The sequence below is a fragment of the Streptomyces smyrnaeus genome, assembly GCF_017676345.1.
GTDB lineage: Bacteria > Actinomycetota > Actinomycetes > Streptomycetales > Streptomycetaceae > Streptomyces > Streptomyces smyrnaeus.
The window spans coordinates 44,828-61,233 of the sequence record NZ_JAFFZM010000009.1 but is presented as its reverse complement, the minus strand read 5'-3'; the positions used below and the strand labels follow the sequence as shown (position 1 = coordinate 61,233).

Below are 16,406 nucleotides of genomic sequence, written 5' to 3'. Positions count from 1 at the left end.
CGTGGGCGGAAGCGGGCGCGCCGCCGCGGCCGAGTTGCCCGATCAGCCGCGGGAGACGGCATAGAAGGCGACGGCCGCGGCGGCGCCGACGTTGAGCGAGTCGACGCCGTGCGCCATGGGGATGCGGACCCATTCGTCGGCGGCGCGGAGGGCGCGGGCGGTCAGGCCGTCGCCCTCGGCCCCGAGCATCAGTGCCACACGCGCGGCGCCGTCCGCGGTGACGGCGGTGTCGATGGGCACGGCCTTCTCGTCCGGGGTGAGGGCCAGCAGTTCGAACCCCGCGTCGCGTACCGTCTCCAGGCCACCGGGCCAGCTGTCCAGCCGGGCGTACGGCACGGCGAAGACAGCACCCATGGAGACCTTGACCGAGCGGCGGTAGAGCGGGTCGGCGCAGTCGGGCGACAGCAGCACGGCGTCCATGCCCAGCGCGGCGGCGCTGCGGAAGATGGCCCCGATGTTGGTGTGGTCGTTCACCGACTCCATGATCACGACACGGCGGGCCGTGGCCAGCAGTTCCCCGGGCGTCGGCAGGGGCTTGCGCTGCATGGAGGCGAGCGCTCCGCGGTGCACGTGGTAGCCGGTGACGCGCTCGGCCAGTTCAGGGCTGACGGCGTAGACGGGCGCGGGCACCTCGTCGATGACGTCCCGCATGACGTCGATCCATTTCGCGGACAGCAGCATCGAGCGCATCGCGTACCCGGCCTGCCGGGCGCGGCGGATGACCTTCTCGCCCTCGGCGATGAACAGCCCCTCGGCGGGCTCGCGCCTGCGGCGCAGCTCGACGTCGGTCAGGCCCGTGTAGTCGCGCAGCCGGGGGTCGTCGGGTTCGTCGACGGTGACGAGTCCGCGGGCCGGGGAGTCACCGGGTGTCCCGGGGGAGGATGCTGTAGCCACAGGCCGATACTGCCCTGTCCCGCTCGAAGTGCCAATGCGTCGTTACTGCCGCGTATCCGGGGAGCGCGCGCCCCGTGAGGGGGCCCTCACCCGAGCTGCCGCACCGACACCACGTCGCCGATCACGACGACGGCCGGGGGACGCACCTCCTCGGCGGCGGCGCGCTCCGCAGCCGTCGCCAACGTGGCGTCGACACGGCGCTCGGTCGCCATGGTGCCCTCCTGGATGATGGCCACAGGCGTGTCATCCGCGCGGCCGTGCTCACACAGCGCGGCCGCGATGGCACCGAGGTTCTCCACGGCCATCAGCAGCACAAGGGTGCCGCGCAGCCTGGCCAGCGCGGGCCAGTCCACCAGCGACCGGGGGTCATCGGGGGCGACATGGCCGCTGACGACGGTGAACTCATGGGCCACACCCCGGTGGGTGACGGGGATGCCGACGGCGCCGGGGACGCTGATGGAGCTGGAGATCCCCGGTACGACGGTGACCTGGACCCCCTCGGCCGCGAGCTGTTCGGCCTCCTCCATGCCCCGGCCGAAGACGAACGGGTCGCCGCCCTTGAGGCGGACCACGGAACGACCGGCCTTGGCGTGCTCGACCAGCACGGCGTTGATGGCCTCCTGCGCCATCGCGCGCCCGTAGGGGATCTTCGCCGCGTCGATGACCTCGACATGCGGGGGGAGTTCGTCCAGCAGGTCGCGGGGGCCGAGCCGGTCGGCGACCACGACGTCGGCCTGGGCCAGCAGCCGGCGGCCCCGCACGGTGATCAGGTCCGGGTCGCCGGGTCCGCCGCCGACCAGGGCGACGCCCGCGGTGCGCGGCCCGCGCTGTTCCGCGACGAGCGTGCCGTCCCCGAGACGGGCGACGATGGCGTCCCGGACGGCGGCCGAGCGGCGCGGGTCGCGACCGGCGGCACCCTGCGCCCCGCTGGTGAGGACGGCGACGGTGATGCCGTCGCTGCGACCGGTCGCCGGGGTCCACGCGGTGCCCTCGTCCGCGTCGTCCGTACGGACGCACCACACCCGGCGGGACTCGGCCTCGGCGACGATGGCCGCGTTGACCTCGGGGTCGTCGGTGGCCGCCAGCGCGTACCAGGCGTCGGCCAGGTCACCGGGTCGCCAGGCACGGCGCTCCCAGGTGATCTCGCCACCGGCCACCATCGCCTCGACGGAGGGCGTGACCTCGGGTGCGACGACCGTGACGTCCGCCCCCGCCGTCAGCAGGGCCGGAAGGCGGCGCTGCGCCACGGTGCCGCCGCCGACCATCACGACGCGGCGGCCGGCCAGGCGGAGTCCTACGGGGTAGGCGGGAGTGGCGGAGGTTTCCGACATCTGGGACGGCATCCTTCTCGGAGAGCGGGCCGGCTCACATACCGAGCCGACGACGATGCCGCTGCGGCGATGGAGCGGCCGGGGGACGGTGAGGGACAGCCTATGCGGGACGGCGCTGTGCTGCTGTCTCGCAGATCACGACCGGGACGAACACCCCGCCACGGGACGCGCGACCACAGCACCGGGGTGGACGGAGACGGCCGATTCCGGAGGCGGCGGCAGCCCCACCACGGGTCGGCACGGTGGGCGTCCCGGCCTGGATGCCGGGACGCCCACCGCCCCGCGGTGCGGCGCGTCAGCTCTTCTCGGTGACGCCCGCCGCGTCGAACGTGGCGACCTCGTGCATCGCGCGGGCCGCGCTTTGCACCATGGGCAGCGCCAGCAGCGCGCCCGTGCCCTCGCCGAGCCGCAGATCGAGATCGACCAGCGGCCGCAACCCCAGCTTGGTCAGGGCCGCGACATGACCGGGTTCCGCGCTGCGGTGCCCGGCGATGCAGGCGGCGAGCGCCTCGGGCGCCACAGCACGCGCCACCAGCGCGGCGGCCCCGGCGCTGACACCGTCGAGGATCACGGGCGTGCGCAGGGAGGCGCCGCCCAGGATCAGCCCGACCATCGCGGCGTGCTCCAGCCCGCCGAAGGCGGAGAGCATGCCCAGAGGATCGGCCGGATCGGGCTGGTGGAGCTCCAGCGCCCTGCGGACGACCTCGACCTTGCGGGCGTGCGTCTCGTCGTTGATGCCCGTACCGCGCCCGGTGACCTCTGTCGGGTCGGCTCCCGTGCAGGCGGCGATCAGCGCCGCGGACGCCGTGGTGTTGGCGATGCCCATCTCGCCGGTGAGCAGGGCCTTGTTGCCCGCCGCGACGAGATCGCGGGCGGTCTCGATGCCCACCTCCAGGGCACGTTCGACCTCCTCCTGGGTCAGCGCGGGCCCGGCGGTCATGTCCGCGGTGCCTGCCCGGACCTTTCGGGGCAGCAGACCTGGGGTGGTGGGCAGTTCGGCCGCCACACCGACGTCCACGACACACACCTCGGCGCCCACCTGGTTGGCGAACGCGTTGCAGACGGCCCCGCCGCCCAGGAAGTTGGCCACCATCTGCGCGGTGACCTCCTGGGGCCAGGGCGTGACCCCCTGCGCGTGCACCCCGTGGTCCCCCGCGAAGACCGCGACGGCGGCCGGCTCGGGCACCGGTGGCGGGCACTTACGGGACAGACCGCACAGCTGCGCCGAGATGATCTCCAGCATGCCGAGCGCCCCGGACGGCTTGGTCATCCGCTTCTGCCGCTCCCACGCCTCGCCGAGCGCCTTCGCGTCCAGCGGGCGGATGGTGCCCAGGGTCTCCGCGAGCATGCCGGTCGGCTCGGCACCGGGCAGCGCACGGCGCCCGTACGACTCCTCGTGGACGACCCACGACAGCGGGCGCCGCTTGGACCAGCCCGCCTGCATCAGCTCGGGCTCGTCCGGGAATTCGTCGACGTAGCCGACGCACAGATAGGCGACGACCTCCAGATGCTCGGGCAGCTCCAGCGCGCGGACCAGCTCCCGCTCGTCGAAGAAGCTGACCCAGCCCACGCCCAGCCCCTCGGCCCGCGCAGCGAGCCACAGGTTCTCCACGGCGAGCGCCGAGGAGTACGGCGCCATCTGCGGCTGCGTCTGCCGGCCGAGCGTGTGCCGGCCGCCGCGCGTCGGGTCGGCGGTGACGACGATGTTGACCGGGGTGTCGAGGATCGCCTCGATCTTCATTTCCTTGAACTGCTTGGCCCGGCCCTTGGGCAGCGACTTGGCGTACGCCTGGCGCTGCCGCTCGGCCAGCTCGTGCATGGTGCGCCGGGTCTCCTCCGAGCGGATGACCACGAAGTCCCACGGCTGCGAGTGGCCGACGCTGGGCGCCGTGTGCGCCGCCTCCAGCACCCGGAGCAGCACCTCGTGCGGGATCGGGTCCGGCCGGAAGCCGTTACGGATGTCGCGCCGCTCACGCATCAGCCGATGCACGGCCTCCCGCTCCGCCTCCGCGTACCCGGGCGCGGGGTCTCCCACGGGTGCGGGGGCTTGCACAGGTTCGGGGGCTTCCACGGGCTCGGATCCGGCGTCGGCCGCCTCCGCGTCGGCGGGCTCGGTCCCGGGCTCGGGCGCCTCTGTCGCGGGCGCCTCCGTCGCGGGCGCCTCGGTGTCGGCAGCTGCCGTGTCGGCGGCCTCGCCCTCGGGCGCGGGGGCCTCGGCGGCTGCGACAGCTTCGGCGTCCGGCACCTCGGTACCGGTCGGCTGCCCGGCTTCGGCCACTTCTTCGGCTTCCGTCGCACCGGCTTCGGGCGCACCGGCTTCGGGCGCACCGGCTTCGGGCGCACCGGCTTCGGGTGCTTCGGTGGTGGTCGCTTCGGGACCGGCCGGCTCGGTGGCGTCGGCCTCGGCTCGGGCGGACTCGGCTTCGACGGACTCGGCTTCGGCCGCCTCCGCGCCGGTGGTCCCGCCGTCGGCCGCCGGGCTGTCGGTGGCGGCCGGGGACGCCTGACCACCCGCCGCCTCGGGCTCCGCTTCGGCCGGGGCCGGAACCGGGGCGGCCTCCGCCTCGGCGTTCGCCACCTCGGGCGCGCCCGTCCCGACGGCGGACGTTTCCGGGGCGGTGTCGTCGGACGCGGCCGAAGGCGCTTCCGCACCGGCTGCCGACTCCGGCGTCACCGCGTTCTCCGGCGGCGTCTCGGGGGCCTCGGGCTGTGCGTCCGGTGCCGGGGCAGCGGCTTCGGGAGCCGGCATGGGCTCGGGCTCCTCACCGGGCTGTGCCTCGGACGCGGTGCCCGGGGAGTCGGAGGCTGTCGCCTGTTCGGGGATCACGGGGCTGTCCGGCTGGGCGCCGTCATACGCCTGAGTGGCCTGGTTTATCGGTGGCGCCACCGACGGCGGTGCGACGGCGCCCTGCTGCGGCTCGGGCTCGCCGCCCTGGGACGGGACGGTCGGCAATCCGCCGGGCTGCGCCTCCTGACGGGGGCCGGGCACCGACTCGTTGACGGGCTCCTCCTGAGCGGGTGCGGGCAGTTCCTCGGGAACGGCTTCGGCCGGTACGGCGTCGGACTGTGCGGCGTCGGACTGTACGGCGTCGGACTGTACGGCGTCGGGAGCGGCGCCCGGCGTCGTCGCGGCGGGCTCCTGCGGCACCGGGTCCGTGAGGCCGTCCTCCGGAGCGGGGACGGGAGCAGCCGCTTCTGCCGTGGCGTCCTGCGGCGTCGGCCCTGTGGGAACGGCGGGATCGGCCGGGGCGGCGGCGGGCTGAGTGACCCAGCCGTCCTGCTGGGGCGGGAGTTGACCGAGCTGCGGGCCGGGCAACGGCTCCTCGGCGACCGGCGCGGGCGCCTGCTGGGCCGGCGGCTGCGCCGGTTCCTGCGGCTGAGCTTCCGGCTGCGGGGCAGCGGGTGCCTGAGCAGCCGCCGTCGCCTGCGCGGGCCGGCCGTCACCGGGCTGCTGGTCCTCCGGTCGCGGCTGCGGCTGCGACTGCGACTCCGGGGCCGGGGTCCCCGTCGCCTGTTCCGCGGGCTGCTCGGGCGCCGGCGCCGCCACGTTCTGCGGGTCCATGACAGCAGGAGCTGTCGGCTGCCGACCGGCGGCGGTGGCGTCCTGCGGCGCGGAGGGCTGCTGTGCCTGCTCCGCCGGGAGCCGACCGTCCGCCGGGGCGGCGACGGGCTGGGCACCCGGAAGCGTGGCGGGCGCCCCCTGCACGGGCGCGGCCTGCGGCGCCGCGGGGGCGGACTGCGCGGCGGCACGCTCGGAGAGGGGACGTACGGTTCCGGACTGCTCGGGCACCGGCGGTCCCAGGTGCAGCGGGCGGCGCGCGCCCTGGCCGGGTGCGCTCTGCTGGCCGGGCGCTCCCGGCGTCGACGCGGGCGCCCCGTGCGGCTGTTGGGGCGTGCGTACGGCGCTCACATCGAGGGAGCCGGAGTCGCGGCCGTCGGTCTCATGGGGTCCCGGTACGGCTTCGCCCTCCGCCTCCGGCTGCGCGGCGGGGGCGGCCCCGGCGTCCGGCTGCGGCTGGTCCGGCTGGGCGGCCTGCGGGCTCGGCTGCGGGGCGCCCTGCGCGTGCTGGGCGTGGGCGGCCTCCTGTGGCTCGTATCCGTGCTGCGCGTGCCCGTTGACCGCGTACGCGTCACCCGGCAGCTGGCCGCCTTCCGGCGCGTACGGCGTCTGCGGCGTCAACTGGCCGTCGGGCGGCGCCTGCTGTGCGGCGACGGGCTGCGGCTGCCCGTGGGCGTCGTACTCGTACCCGTAGGGCGCTTCCGGCCGGGCCTGCGAAGGGGCCTGGGGCATCGGCTGTCCCTGTCCGGGGGCCGGCTGCTCGTTCCACGCGCCCTGCGCCGAGGGCATCAGCAGCAGGTCCTCTTCCTCGTGCGGTTCGGGCTGTTCCTGCGCGACGACTTGACTCTGCGCGTCGTGGTGGCCGTGGGGGGCGTGAGCGGAGGGCGCCTGGGCTGCGTCCTGGACGGCTTGGACGTCACCGACGCCGCCGGCCGGGTCGGTGACGGCGTAGGTGCCGGAGGCCGGAACGCCCGGCTGTCCCTCCGGCTGCTGCCCGCCTGCGTTCTCCGGCAGCCCCTCTCCCGGGATCTGGCCGGTGTCAGTCATGCGTTCCCCTCGCCCATCGCTAGTGCTCCTTCCAACCCGGCGGACGGACCGCCGCGCCCCGTAGATGAAGAACGAGCACGCACTCTGTGCGGCACGTGCCTCCGCCTACACCATTCGGACAATGACGGACGAAGCGTCAACCCCGAACGGTGGCACAACAGTCCATCAGCCTACCCGTCGCCGCAGACCCCACCGGCCATGGGTGGGAGAGAAAGCGCACTTCGTCGGGGTTCGTCACGCACGACGTCACAGAGGTTCAGTTCCGGACGGCCGACAGCAGGAAAACGACGGAGCGTTCGGTCTCCGTCCAGGCGGCGGTCTCCAGCTCCACGGACTGGAGCAGGGCGCACTCGACGGCGTAACCCCGCTCCCCGAGCGCCCTTCCGACCGCCTCCGCCTCATCTCTGGTGATGGCGTGGGTGACGATGCGCGTGGGGCGGCGGTCGGCGACAGCGGTGACGGTGACCGCTCCCCCGCCTCCGACCCGCACCACGTCGGGCTCGGGCAGATCCTCCAGGATGTGCGGGGCGACGCCGTGCACGGTCTCCAACTGGACGCCGAACCGCCGGGCCGCCGCGTAGATGCGGGCGCAGGCGTCGGCGTCGCTGTCGACGGCGATGACGGCGGCGCCGAACCGCGCCGCCTCCACGGCGAGAGCTCCGCTGCCCGCGCCGATGTCCCACACCAGGTCGCCGATCCGGGGGCCCAGCCAGGCGAGTTGCGCGGCACGCAACTGCGCCGACTCGCTGGCCCGGGGCGCGCCGCCGCTGCCCTTCCTCGGCTCACCCGTGTACTCGACCGCCGGCAGCGCCCAGCCGCGCACGGCGGGCGGGTAGCCGACCTCGTGGCCCGCGATCCAGCCGCTGCCCTGGGTGGTGCCGGTCTCGGCGCCGGCTCCCGTACCGCCGACGACGATGACGACGTTCGGGTCGCGCCAGGTGTGGTCGGCGACCTTGTCGGAGGTGAGGACGGTGACCTGTTCGCGCTCGGTGCCCAGCGCCTCGCAGATGACGAAGGTGCGGTGGACTCCGGTCAGCAGCAGGGCGAGTTCGGCGGGCCCGGCACCGGGCGAGGTGAGCACGGCGACCTTGTTGTGGGCGCGGCAGACGTTGACCGCACGGCGCAGGGTGCGGCTGTTGGCGACGACCAGTTGGGCGTCGTCCCAGGGCATCCCGGCGCGTGCGAAGGCCGCGGCGACGGCGGAGACGGCGGGTACGACCTCGACCTCCAGGCCGTGCTCGGGCGCGCGCAGGGTCCGTACGACGCCGAAGAAGCCGGGGTCGCCGTCGGCGAGGACGACGGCCGAGCCGCGGTGGCGCGCGATACGGCGCGCCGCAAGGGAGGTGCTGCCGAGCCGGATGCGTTCGGCCCGCGGCGGAACCTCCGGAAGGGCGAGATGGTGCGCGGCTCCGGCGACGAGGGTGGCCGCCGCCAGTGCCGAGCGGGCGGCGTCGGTCAGCGGCGAACCGTCCCACCCGATCACGGTGACGCGGTCGGCCATGGTGGGTGTCTCCTGGCTGGTCTGTGCTCATCGCAGGTCGGGGCCCACTGAGCGTACCCCCTGCGGCGGCGTGTCAGCCCCGGCACCCGTGCAGCGCGGCGGTCAGTGCCGCTGGGGCCAACCGGGGTAGGGCGCGTAGCCACCGGCTTCGGCCGACTGGTCGAAGGCGCCCTCGAAGGCACCGTCGAGGTCTTCGGGGAGCAGGCTCCAGACGATCAGGTCGGTACGGATGTCCGCCCAGCCTCCCTGGGCCTCGGTCCGGGAGGGGCCCCAGTTCTCGGTGCGGGTGCGGGCTATCCACGCGTTGCGCAGCACGCCCTCGCTGATGCAGCCGAGCTTCTGTGCGACCTGCTGCGCCGCGGTGTTGTCGGCCGCCGTGCGGATCTCCAGGCGCTCGAACTTCTGGTCCTGGAAGAGCCATTGGGCGACGGCCGTCAGCGACTCGGAGGCGTAGCCCTCGCCGCGGGCCCAGGAGGCGGTGGCGTACGCGGCGTGCACGGAGAGCACCCGCCAGTCGGCGCCGTGCAGCTCGACCAGTCCGACCAGGCGCTCGGTGAGCATTTCGGTGACGGCGAAGACGATGCCGTCGCCCGAGGTGCGCCGGGCCGGGGCGCGGCGGGCGACGAAGTTCCGGGCCTCGGCCTCGGTGTAGGGCACCGGCGCCGCCATCCAGGCGGTGATCTGGTCGTCGGCCATCATCTCGGTGAGCGCGGGGACGTCCGCTTCCTCGAACGGGCGCAGCACGAGCCGGTCCGTGCTGATCGAGATGTCCGGGAAGGTCGAGGTCATGCGCCGCTCCTACACGTCGGGGTGCACAGCATGCAGCATCGGCACCGGGATGTGCAGCGCCGGGCCCTCCCTCGCGGATGCGGCCCGGCGCTGATCAGAGACTTGTCGACACGGGGACTTTCCCCGGATCAGGCCGTGGGTTTCACGATCCCACAGGCCCGAAGACCGGCTCGATGGCCCCCTGGTATTTGTCCTGGATGAACTCCTTCACCTGCTCGGAGTTGAGGAGCTTGGCCAGCTTCTTGATCCGCGGGTCGTCCTGGTTGCCGTCCTTGACCGCGAGGAAGTTGGCGTACGGGTTGCCCTTGGCCTCCTCCGCGACCAGGGCGTCCTTGGCCGGGTTGAGGCCGGCGTCGACGGCGTAGTTGCCGTTGACGACGGCGGCGTCCACATCGTCGAGCGCGCGCGGCACCGCCGCGGCCTCCAACTCCTTGAACTTCAGGCCCTTGGTGTCGGCGATGTCGCCGAGGGTGGCCTCCTGACCGGCACCCGGCTTCAGCTCGATCAGGCCGTGCTCGTCCAGCAGATGGAGGGAGCGGCCCTCGTTGGTGCTGTCGTTGGGAACGGCGACGGTGTCGCCGGACCCGATGCCCTTGAGGCTCTTCTCCTTCTTGGAGTAGAGGCCCAGCGGCTCCAGCTCGACGTTGACGACCGGCTCGATGTGGGTGTGCTGCTTCTTGTTGAAGTCGTCGAGGTAGGGCTTGTGCTGGAAGAAGTTGGCGTCGACCTCGCCGCTCTCGGTGGCCGTGTTCGGCACCACGTAGTCGTTGAACTTGCGGATGTCGAGCTTGAGCCCCTCCTTCTCGGCGAGGTTCTTCTCGACGTACTCCAGGATCTCCGCGTGCGGGGTGGGCGAGGCGGCGATCGTGAGCGTCTGCTTGTCCTCGCCGCCCTGCCCGACGCCGTAGCCGATCAGCGCCAGCGGGACGACGACAGCCGCGGCGACGCCGACCGTACGGCCACGGCCCAGCCGGGCCGGCCACCTGCCCGCTGCTCCCTCGCCGCCCCGGCCCGCGGTGAGCAGCCGTACGACGGCGTCACCGATCAGCTGCACGGCGGTGACGATGACGATCAGAGCGACGACCGTGGCGACCATGACGCTGGTCTCGAAGCGCTGGTAGCCGTACTGCACGGCCACCGAGCCGAGACCGCCGCCACCGACGGTGCCGGCCATCGCCGAGTAGCCGATCAGCACGATCACGGTCGTGGTCAGTCCCGCCACCAGGGAGGGCAGCGCCTGTGGGAGCAGCGCCTTGAAGACGACGGTGGGGGTGCCGCCGCCCATCGCCTGCACGGCCTCGACCAGCCCCCGGTCGACCTCGCGGACGGCGGTCTCCACCAGCCGGGCGAAGAACGGGATGGCGCCGATGGCCAGCGGCACGATGGCGGCGGTCGAGCCGACGGACTGGCCGACGACCAGGCGGGTGAAGGGGATCAGCGCGATCAGCAGGATGATGAAGGGCAGCGACCTGCCGACGTTCACGACGGCGCCGACGACCTTGTTGACGGGGGCGTTGTGGAGCATCCCGCCCTTGTCGGTCAGGACGAGCAGCACCCCGAGGGGCAGGCCGCCGAGCAGCGCGACCAGCGCGGACCAGCCGACCATGTAGAGGGTGTCCCAGAACCCCTGGGTCAACAGCGGCTGTATCTCCGACCAGGTCACTTGGCCCCCTCCTTGACGAGACCGGCGGCGCTGTCGGCGGCGTCGGTCTTCCCGGTGTCCGGCGCGTCGTCCCGTGCGACGGCGGCCACGTCCACGGTCAGGCCCTGCTCGCGCAGGAAGCCGATCGGCACCACGTTGTCCTCGAAGCTGCCGGGCAGCTCGATCCGCATCCGGCCGACCTGCTTGCCCGCGACGGTGTCCATGGCGGCGCCCAGGATGGAGATGTCAACGTTGTAGGTCCGCGACAGCTTGGAGATCACCGGTTCGGTCGTCGTCTCCCCGTGGAAGGTGACGTCGACGACGGTACGGCCGGGCGCCGAGGGCACCCCGCCGACCGGGAAGAGCTCACGGGCCAGCTCGGAGCCGGGCGTTGCCAGCAGTTCGGGCACGGTGCCGGACTCGGTGATACGGCCGTTCTTCATCAGCGCGGCGGAGTCGCAGACGGCCTTGACCACGTCCATCTCATGCGTGATCAGCAGCACGGTCAGCCCGAGCTGCTCCTTGAGGTCGCGCAGCAGCTGGAGGACCGAGCGGGTGGTCTCCGGGTCGAGCGCGGAGGTCGCCTCGTCGGAGAGCAGCACCTTCGGGTCGCCCGCGAGGGCGCGTGCGATGCCGACCCGCTGCTTCTGGCCGCCGGAGAGCTGCGCGGGGTACGCCTTGGCCTTGTCGGCGAGGCCGACCAGGTCGAGCAGTTCATGCGCCTTGCGGGTGCGCTCCTGCCCGGAGTGGCCGAGGATCTCCAGCGGCAGTTCGACGTTGCCGAGCACGGAGCGCGAGGACAGCAGGTTGAAGTGCTGGAAGACCATGCCGATCCGGCCGCGTGCCGCCCGCAGCTCCTTGCCCGCCCGCTTGCCGTTGCCGGCGAGGGCGGTGAGCTCCTGGCCGTCGACGGTGACGGTGCCGGAGGTGGGGCGTTCCAGGAGGTTGACGCAGCGGATGAGCGAGGACTTCCCGGCGCCGCTCTGGCCGACGACGCCGAAGACCTCGCCTTCATGGACGTGGAGGTCGACGCCGTCCAGTGCGGTGACCTCGCGGTCCCGTGTGCGGTAGACCTTTGTGAGGTCCTTTGTCGTGATCACAGAAACATCCGTGGTGTCGGTGGGATGAGCGCTTACGGTGCCGTCGAGGCAGGCGCGCGGCGCGGTCCGCGGCGGTGCGGGCAGAGTCGAACCACGGCTGCGGTGTTCGCTCACGCGTGGGTGGGTTCTCCCCCGGGGCCCTGGGCATCCCCCCGGCCGAAGGCTGGGGGCCGCGCCGGAGGGCTCCAGCGGCGGAGGGGCTCTGTTCGCGGTGCTCGGTGCGCGGGCTCGTGACTCGCTTCGGGGCGCGAGTCGCCTCGGTCAGCTCAGGCGGGGGCCCTCAGCGGGCACACATTCGCCGCGCGGTCCGCGACGGCCAGGCGCGCACAGGCATACAACGAGCACCGGGCGTCCAGGTCGCCTCGGTCGCAAGCGTGCGGCAGCTCGTCGTGTTCATGGGGCTCAGTAAATCAGATGAGGCGGGCGGTACCGAGAACCCTGTCCGCATTCCGGACAGGGAAATGGACAGCAGCGCGGTGCGCCACGGTCCGCTCAGTCCGCTGCGACGACCGTCACACCCGAGGCGCCGGCCTGGGCCGTCACCGACCCCAGATGCTCCACCACCACATCGGCGCGCAGCTGCTCTCGCCGATGGGTTGTGGCCAAGCCCACGGTGCGCATACCGGCGCTGCGGCCCGCCTCCAGCCCAGCGGGGGCGTCCTCGAAGACCACACACCGTGCCGGGTCGGCGCCCAGCTTCTCGGCCGCCAGCAGATACGGCTCCGGATCGGGCTTGCCGCGGGTGATGTCGTCGGCGGCGATGACCAGCGGCGCCTCGATACCCACGGCACGCAGTCGGGCCTCGGCCAGCTCGCGGGTGGCCGAGGTCACCACGGCCCAGCTCCCCTCCGGGAGCGAGGCCAGCAGTTCGGCGGTACCGGGCAGCGGGACGACACCGCCCCGCGGCACGTCCTCGACCTCCAACCGCTCGATCCGGGCCAGCGCCTCGGGTATCAGCTCGGCGGGCAGCAGGTCGCCGACGATGTCGGCGGCCGGCCGGCCGTGCAGCTCGACGGCGGCGAAGTCCTCGGCGCTGATCCCGTACTCCCGCGCCCACCTCGTCCAGCAGCTCAGCACAGAGTCCATGGAGGACAGCAGGGTGCCGTCGTTGTCGAACAGCAAGGTCACGGGGGCTTCGAACTTCATGCCGGGCAGCGTACGTGGGCGCCCGGGGGCGCGCGTCGGCGGGCCCGGGCGCCCTTTTAGACTCCTTCACATGCTCACCCCGCTCACCGTCACGCTCGCCGTGGCCGCGCTCGTGCTGGCCGCGTGGTGCGGCTGGGCGGCCTACCGCGACCAGCCCACCAAGGACTGGCACTTCATCGGCATGGCCGTGGTGACCGTGCTGGCGCTGGCGCAGCTGGTGGTCGGCATCGTGCAGGCGGCCCGAGGCCAGACCGCGGCCGAGGGCTCACTGATCTTCTTCTCCTACCTGGTCGGCGTCGTCGCCTGCCTGCCGGTGGTGGGACTGATCTCACTGACGGAACGCACCAAGTGGGGCTCACTGACGGTGGTCGCCGGCGCCGTGGTGCTGGCCGTGCTCCAGGTGCGGCTCCACGACATCTGGGGAGGCGGCACGGGTGGCTGAGCCCACGCACTCGGAAACCGTCCCCGCGCCCCGGCGCGCGGGCATCAACACCGGCCCCGGCAAGCTCCTGGTGACGCTGTACGGGATCTTCACGGTGGGCGCGGCGTCGCGTTCCATCGTCCAGCTGTCCACCCGCTTCCACGAGGCGCCGCTGGCCTACATCCTCTCGGCGATCGCCGCGGTGGTGTACGCGTTCATCACGCTCTCGCTCGTCCGAGGCGGTGAGGGCGCCCGGAAGGCCGCCCTCACCTGCTGCGCGCTGGAGCTGTTCGGTGTCCTCGCGGTGGGCACCTGGACCTTGGTGGAGCCCTCCGCCTTCCCGGACGCCACCGTCTGGTCGGACTACGGGATGGGCTACCTCTTCATCCCGGTCGCCCTGCCCCTGACCGGCCTGTGGTGGCTGCGAAGGCCCCACGGCCGGGGCGCGGCGGCGTAAGCCGGCGCTCGGCCACCCGCGGAACGCTAGGCGCTGGTCGCGTACTCCGTGGCGTCCTTGGCCAGCGCGACCAGGGTCACCCGGCGGTCGCGCTCGGTGCCCACGGGGGTGTAGCCCAGCCGCCGGTAGAGCCGCAGGTTGCCCTCGCTGCGGCTGCCGGTCACCAGGTGGTAGCGCTTGGGCGCGAACCGGTCGGCGAGACGCGACTCGACGGCGGCGAGCAGCCGGCCGCCCAGCCCGTGCCGCTGGAGGCGGGGGTGCACACACAACCGGCCGATCCGCGCGGTGCCCTCGGCGTCGACCATGCCGCGCACGGTGCCGACGACCTCCTCACCCAGCCGGGCCACGACCACGCAGCCCTCGGCCAGTTCGGTCCGCAGCTCGTCCAGCGTCTGGACGAGCGGCTCGATGCGGTAGTCGCCGTACAGCTCCGCCTCGCTCTGGAAGCAGAGGTACTGCAGCTTCAGTATCTGTTCGGCGTCGCGCTCGTCCGCCGCAGAGATGGTCACGCTCATGCCCATGTGCGCATGCCTCCCCAAATTGTGTGCGCACGGGCACGGGAGAGTGAGGGTGCCGTGTCCGTGCAGTCTGCCCTGGTGACGCCGGTTGCCTCTCGCACCCTTCCCCTGAGGCCGGGTGGTGGAACCTTTGCCGCGAGCATTCTGCGCAGGCATTCCAGACAGCGGGAACGCAGCGGGCCCAGCGCACCCTGTGACATTCCCAACTCACGGGCGATTTGCGGGTATGTGGGCTCTTCTCGGGACAGCAGGGCCCGCAGCAGGGCGGGGCAGCGCCCCGGCAGCAGGGAGACGGCCGCGGCCAGTTCGCGGCGCCGCTCGGCGGCCAGCAGCGGCGCCTCGGTGTCGCTGGCCGGGTCCCCGGTGCCGTCGGTCGCGGTGACCCGCCGCTGCCGGGGTACGCGGGGCGCGGGCTCCGTGGCCAGCGGCACCTCGCGCCGGCTGCCGCCCGCCGCGCGGGCCTCGGCGCGTACGGCGGCGCCCAGCCAGGCGGCGGGCTCGGCGGGCGGTCCGCCGCCCTCCCCCAGCCGCTCCAGCCAGCGCAGCCAGACGCCCTGCCGCAGATCCTCGGCGTCCACCCCGCAGCCGGCGGCGGCCTCGGCGGCGCACTCGGCGTACAGCAGCGCCCGCAGGCCCGGATCCGTCAGGGAGGGTTCGTCCATACGCCACTGCACGCGCGCCGCCCGCCCGCGGTTGCGGTACGGGCGGCGCGTCACTCGTGCGGGGGCGGCAGTTGTCGGTCAGCGGTCGCCGCGGAAGTCCGCCGCTGCCAGCAGCGCCGTGTCGCAGTTGTCCGAGAACAGACCGTCGATGCCCGTGGCGAAGTAGCGCTTGAAGGCGCCGAACGCGTCGCCGTACGCGTTCGGGTCGTCGCCCACGCGGAAGTCCGCGGGCAGGAAGGTGTTCTCGTTGCGCATGGTGTACGGGTGCAGCACCAGCTTCCGCGCGTGCGCGTCCCGCACCAGGGTCGTCTCCTCACCGAGGGAGCCGTCCGGCTTCCGGGGGATGATCAGGTCGAGGGTGGGCCCGATGCCCTGCGCGAAGCCTGAGATCCACTTCAGCCCCTCGGGCTCGACCAGGTCGGCGACGGTGCGCGGATCGCCCGCTTCCACGAAGTCCCAGGGCCGCGAGGTGGGGCCGGACAGCAGGACGACGAGGGGGCAGTCCACCAGCCTGCTCAGCTGCTGAATGCTGCTGGGCTCGAAGGACTGCAGGAAATTGGGCGCGTGCGCCTTGTGCCGGCCGTACCGGCGCAGCAGCTTGGCCAGCGGCTTCTCCAGCGCGAGGCCCAGCTTGCGGAAGTAGGTGGGGTGTTTCGTCTCGATGTGGAGCCATACCGGACGGCCTCGCCGCCTGCCCTGCTTCTCGGCCCACTCCAGGACCTCGGCGAAGCTGGGCACCTCCCAGCGGCCGTTGTAGAGGGTGTTGTGCTGACGCTGCTGGGGGATGCGCTCCTTGGCGCGCAGCGTCTTGAGCTCCTTGAGGGTGAAGTCCTCGGTGAACCAGCCGGTGAGCTTCTTGCCGTCCACCGTCTTGGTGGTCCTGCGGGAGGCGAACTCGGGGTGGTCGGCCACGTCGGTGGTGGCGGTGATGTCGTTCTCGTGCCGGCACACCAGGTGGCCGTCCTTGGTGGGGACGAGGTCCTGCTCGATGATGTCGGCGCCCATGTCGAGGGCGAGCTGGTAGGAGCCCAGGGTGTGCTCGGGGCGGTAGCCGCTGGCCCCGCGGTGCGCGACGACGGCCGGCGTGGGCAGACCCCGGTGGCCCCTCCCGCGCCCGTCGGTGCGGACCGACGAGCGCTCCGCGGCCTGCGCGGTGCCCCCGCCGAGCGCGACCGCACCCGTGCCCGCCGCGCCCAGCACCGCCGCCGCCCCGAGCACGGTTCTGCGGCCCGGCTGCTGCTCCTGTCCCATGCGCTCTCCCCTTCTTCGGTGGCGCCGAAGTCCGGCCCCTGCCACACGTCGGGCTGATCGTAGGACCGGCCGGGCGGCGCCGGGGAGA

Annotated in this window: 13 protein-coding genes and 1 pseudogene; 2 read left to right on the top strand and 12 right to left on the bottom strand. The window is 73.2% G+C overall.

The window, feature by feature from the left end; translation table 11 throughout:
* Window positions 1-42: 42 nt before the first annotated feature.
* The 9 genes and pseudogenes from JW613_RS16320 to JW613_RS16285 all read right to left on the bottom strand — a co-directional run bounded on the left by JW613_RS16320 (window position 43) and on the right by JW613_RS16285 (window position 13,009).
* Complete coding sequence (locus JW613_RS16320; RefSeq protein ID WP_209211555.1) at window positions 43-894, bottom strand: TrmH family RNA methyltransferase; 852 nt, start codon at window positions 892-894, stop codon at window positions 43-45.
* Window positions 895-980: 86 nt separating this feature from the next.
* Complete coding sequence (gene cobA, locus JW613_RS16315; protein ID WP_209211554.1) at window positions 981-2,225, bottom strand: uroporphyrinogen-III C-methyltransferase; 1,245 nt, start codon at window positions 2,223-2,225, stop codon at window positions 981-983.
* 295 nt (window positions 2,226-2,520) lie between these two features.
* Window positions 2,521-6,831 carry a nicotinate-nucleotide--dimethylbenzimidazole phosphoribosyltransferase gene (gene cobT, locus JW613_RS16310; protein WP_209211553.1) on the bottom strand — a complete coding sequence of 1,437 codons (4,311 nt, stop codon included), beginning with the start codon at window positions 6,829-6,831 and terminating at the stop codon, window positions 2,521-2,523.
* A gap of 256 nt (window positions 6,832-7,087) precedes the next feature.
* Complete coding sequence (gene cbiE, locus JW613_RS16305; protein ID WP_209211552.1) at window positions 7,088-8,332, bottom strand: precorrin-6y C5,15-methyltransferase (decarboxylating) subunit CbiE; 1,245 nt, start codon at window positions 8,330-8,332, stop codon at window positions 7,088-7,090.
* Window positions 8,333-8,434: 102 nt separating this feature from the next.
* Window positions 8,435-9,121, bottom strand: a complete 687-nt coding sequence (locus tag JW613_RS16300) for a GNAT family N-acetyltransferase (protein WP_099878770.1) — start codon at window positions 9,119-9,121, stop codon at window positions 8,435-8,437.
* Between the two features lie 142 nt (window positions 9,122-9,263).
* Entirely contained in the window at window positions 9,264-10,043 is a 780-nt protein-coding gene (locus JW613_RS35825) for a MetQ/NlpA family ABC transporter substrate-binding protein (protein WP_245225818.1), read from the bottom strand.
* Between the two features lie 81 nt (window positions 10,044-10,124).
* Window positions 10,125-10,784 (bottom strand): annotated as a pseudogene (locus JW613_RS35820) (methionine ABC transporter permease); the annotation flags it as partial.
* On the bottom strand, window positions 10,781-11,863 hold the full coding sequence (locus JW613_RS16290; protein ID WP_209211550.1) for a methionine ABC transporter ATP-binding protein: 1,083 nt from the start codon (window positions 11,861-11,863) through the stop codon (window positions 10,781-10,783). The pseudogene JW613_RS35820 and the gene JW613_RS16290, both read right to left, overlap by 4 nt.
* Window positions 11,864-12,355: 492 nt before the next feature.
* On the bottom strand, window positions 12,356-13,009 hold the full coding sequence (locus tag JW613_RS16285) for an HAD family hydrolase (protein ID WP_209211549.1): 654 nt from the start codon (window positions 13,007-13,009) through the stop codon (window positions 12,356-12,358).
* A gap of 70 nt (window positions 13,010-13,079) precedes the next feature.
* Here JW613_RS16285 and JW613_RS16280 point away from each other — a divergent pair, with 70 nt between their 5' ends.
* Complete coding sequence (locus JW613_RS16280) at window positions 13,080-13,451, top strand: hypothetical protein (RefSeq protein ID WP_099878778.1); 372 nt, start codon at window positions 13,080-13,082, stop codon at window positions 13,449-13,451.
* On the top strand, window positions 13,444-13,887 hold the full coding sequence (locus tag JW613_RS16275) for a hypothetical protein (protein ID WP_209211548.1): 444 nt from the start codon (window positions 13,444-13,446) through the stop codon (window positions 13,885-13,887). The genes JW613_RS16280 and JW613_RS16275 overlap by 8 nt, the downstream gene beginning before the upstream one ends.
* Before the next feature lie 26 nt (window positions 13,888-13,913).
* Here JW613_RS16275 and JW613_RS16270 read toward each other — a convergent pair whose 3' ends face one another.
* From JW613_RS16270 to JW613_RS16260, 3 genes are all read right to left on the bottom strand, one after another.
* On the bottom strand, window positions 13,914-14,408 hold the full coding sequence (locus JW613_RS16270; RefSeq protein ID WP_099878782.1) for a GNAT family N-acetyltransferase: 495 nt from the start codon (window positions 14,406-14,408) through the stop codon (window positions 13,914-13,916).
* Window positions 14,399-15,067, bottom strand: coding sequence for an RNA polymerase sigma factor (locus JW613_RS16265; protein ID WP_307865922.1), 669 nt, complete (start codon window positions 15,065-15,067; stop codon window positions 14,399-14,401). Before JW613_RS16265 ends, JW613_RS16270 begins: the two co-directional genes overlap by 10 nt.
* Window positions 15,068-15,145: 78 nt before the next feature.
* Window positions 15,146-16,318: a glycerophosphodiester phosphodiesterase gene (locus JW613_RS16260; RefSeq protein ID WP_209211547.1), complete on the bottom strand. Its 1,173-nt coding sequence runs from the start codon at window positions 16,316-16,318 to the stop codon at window positions 15,146-15,148.
* Window positions 16,319-16,406 lie beyond the last annotated feature (88 nt).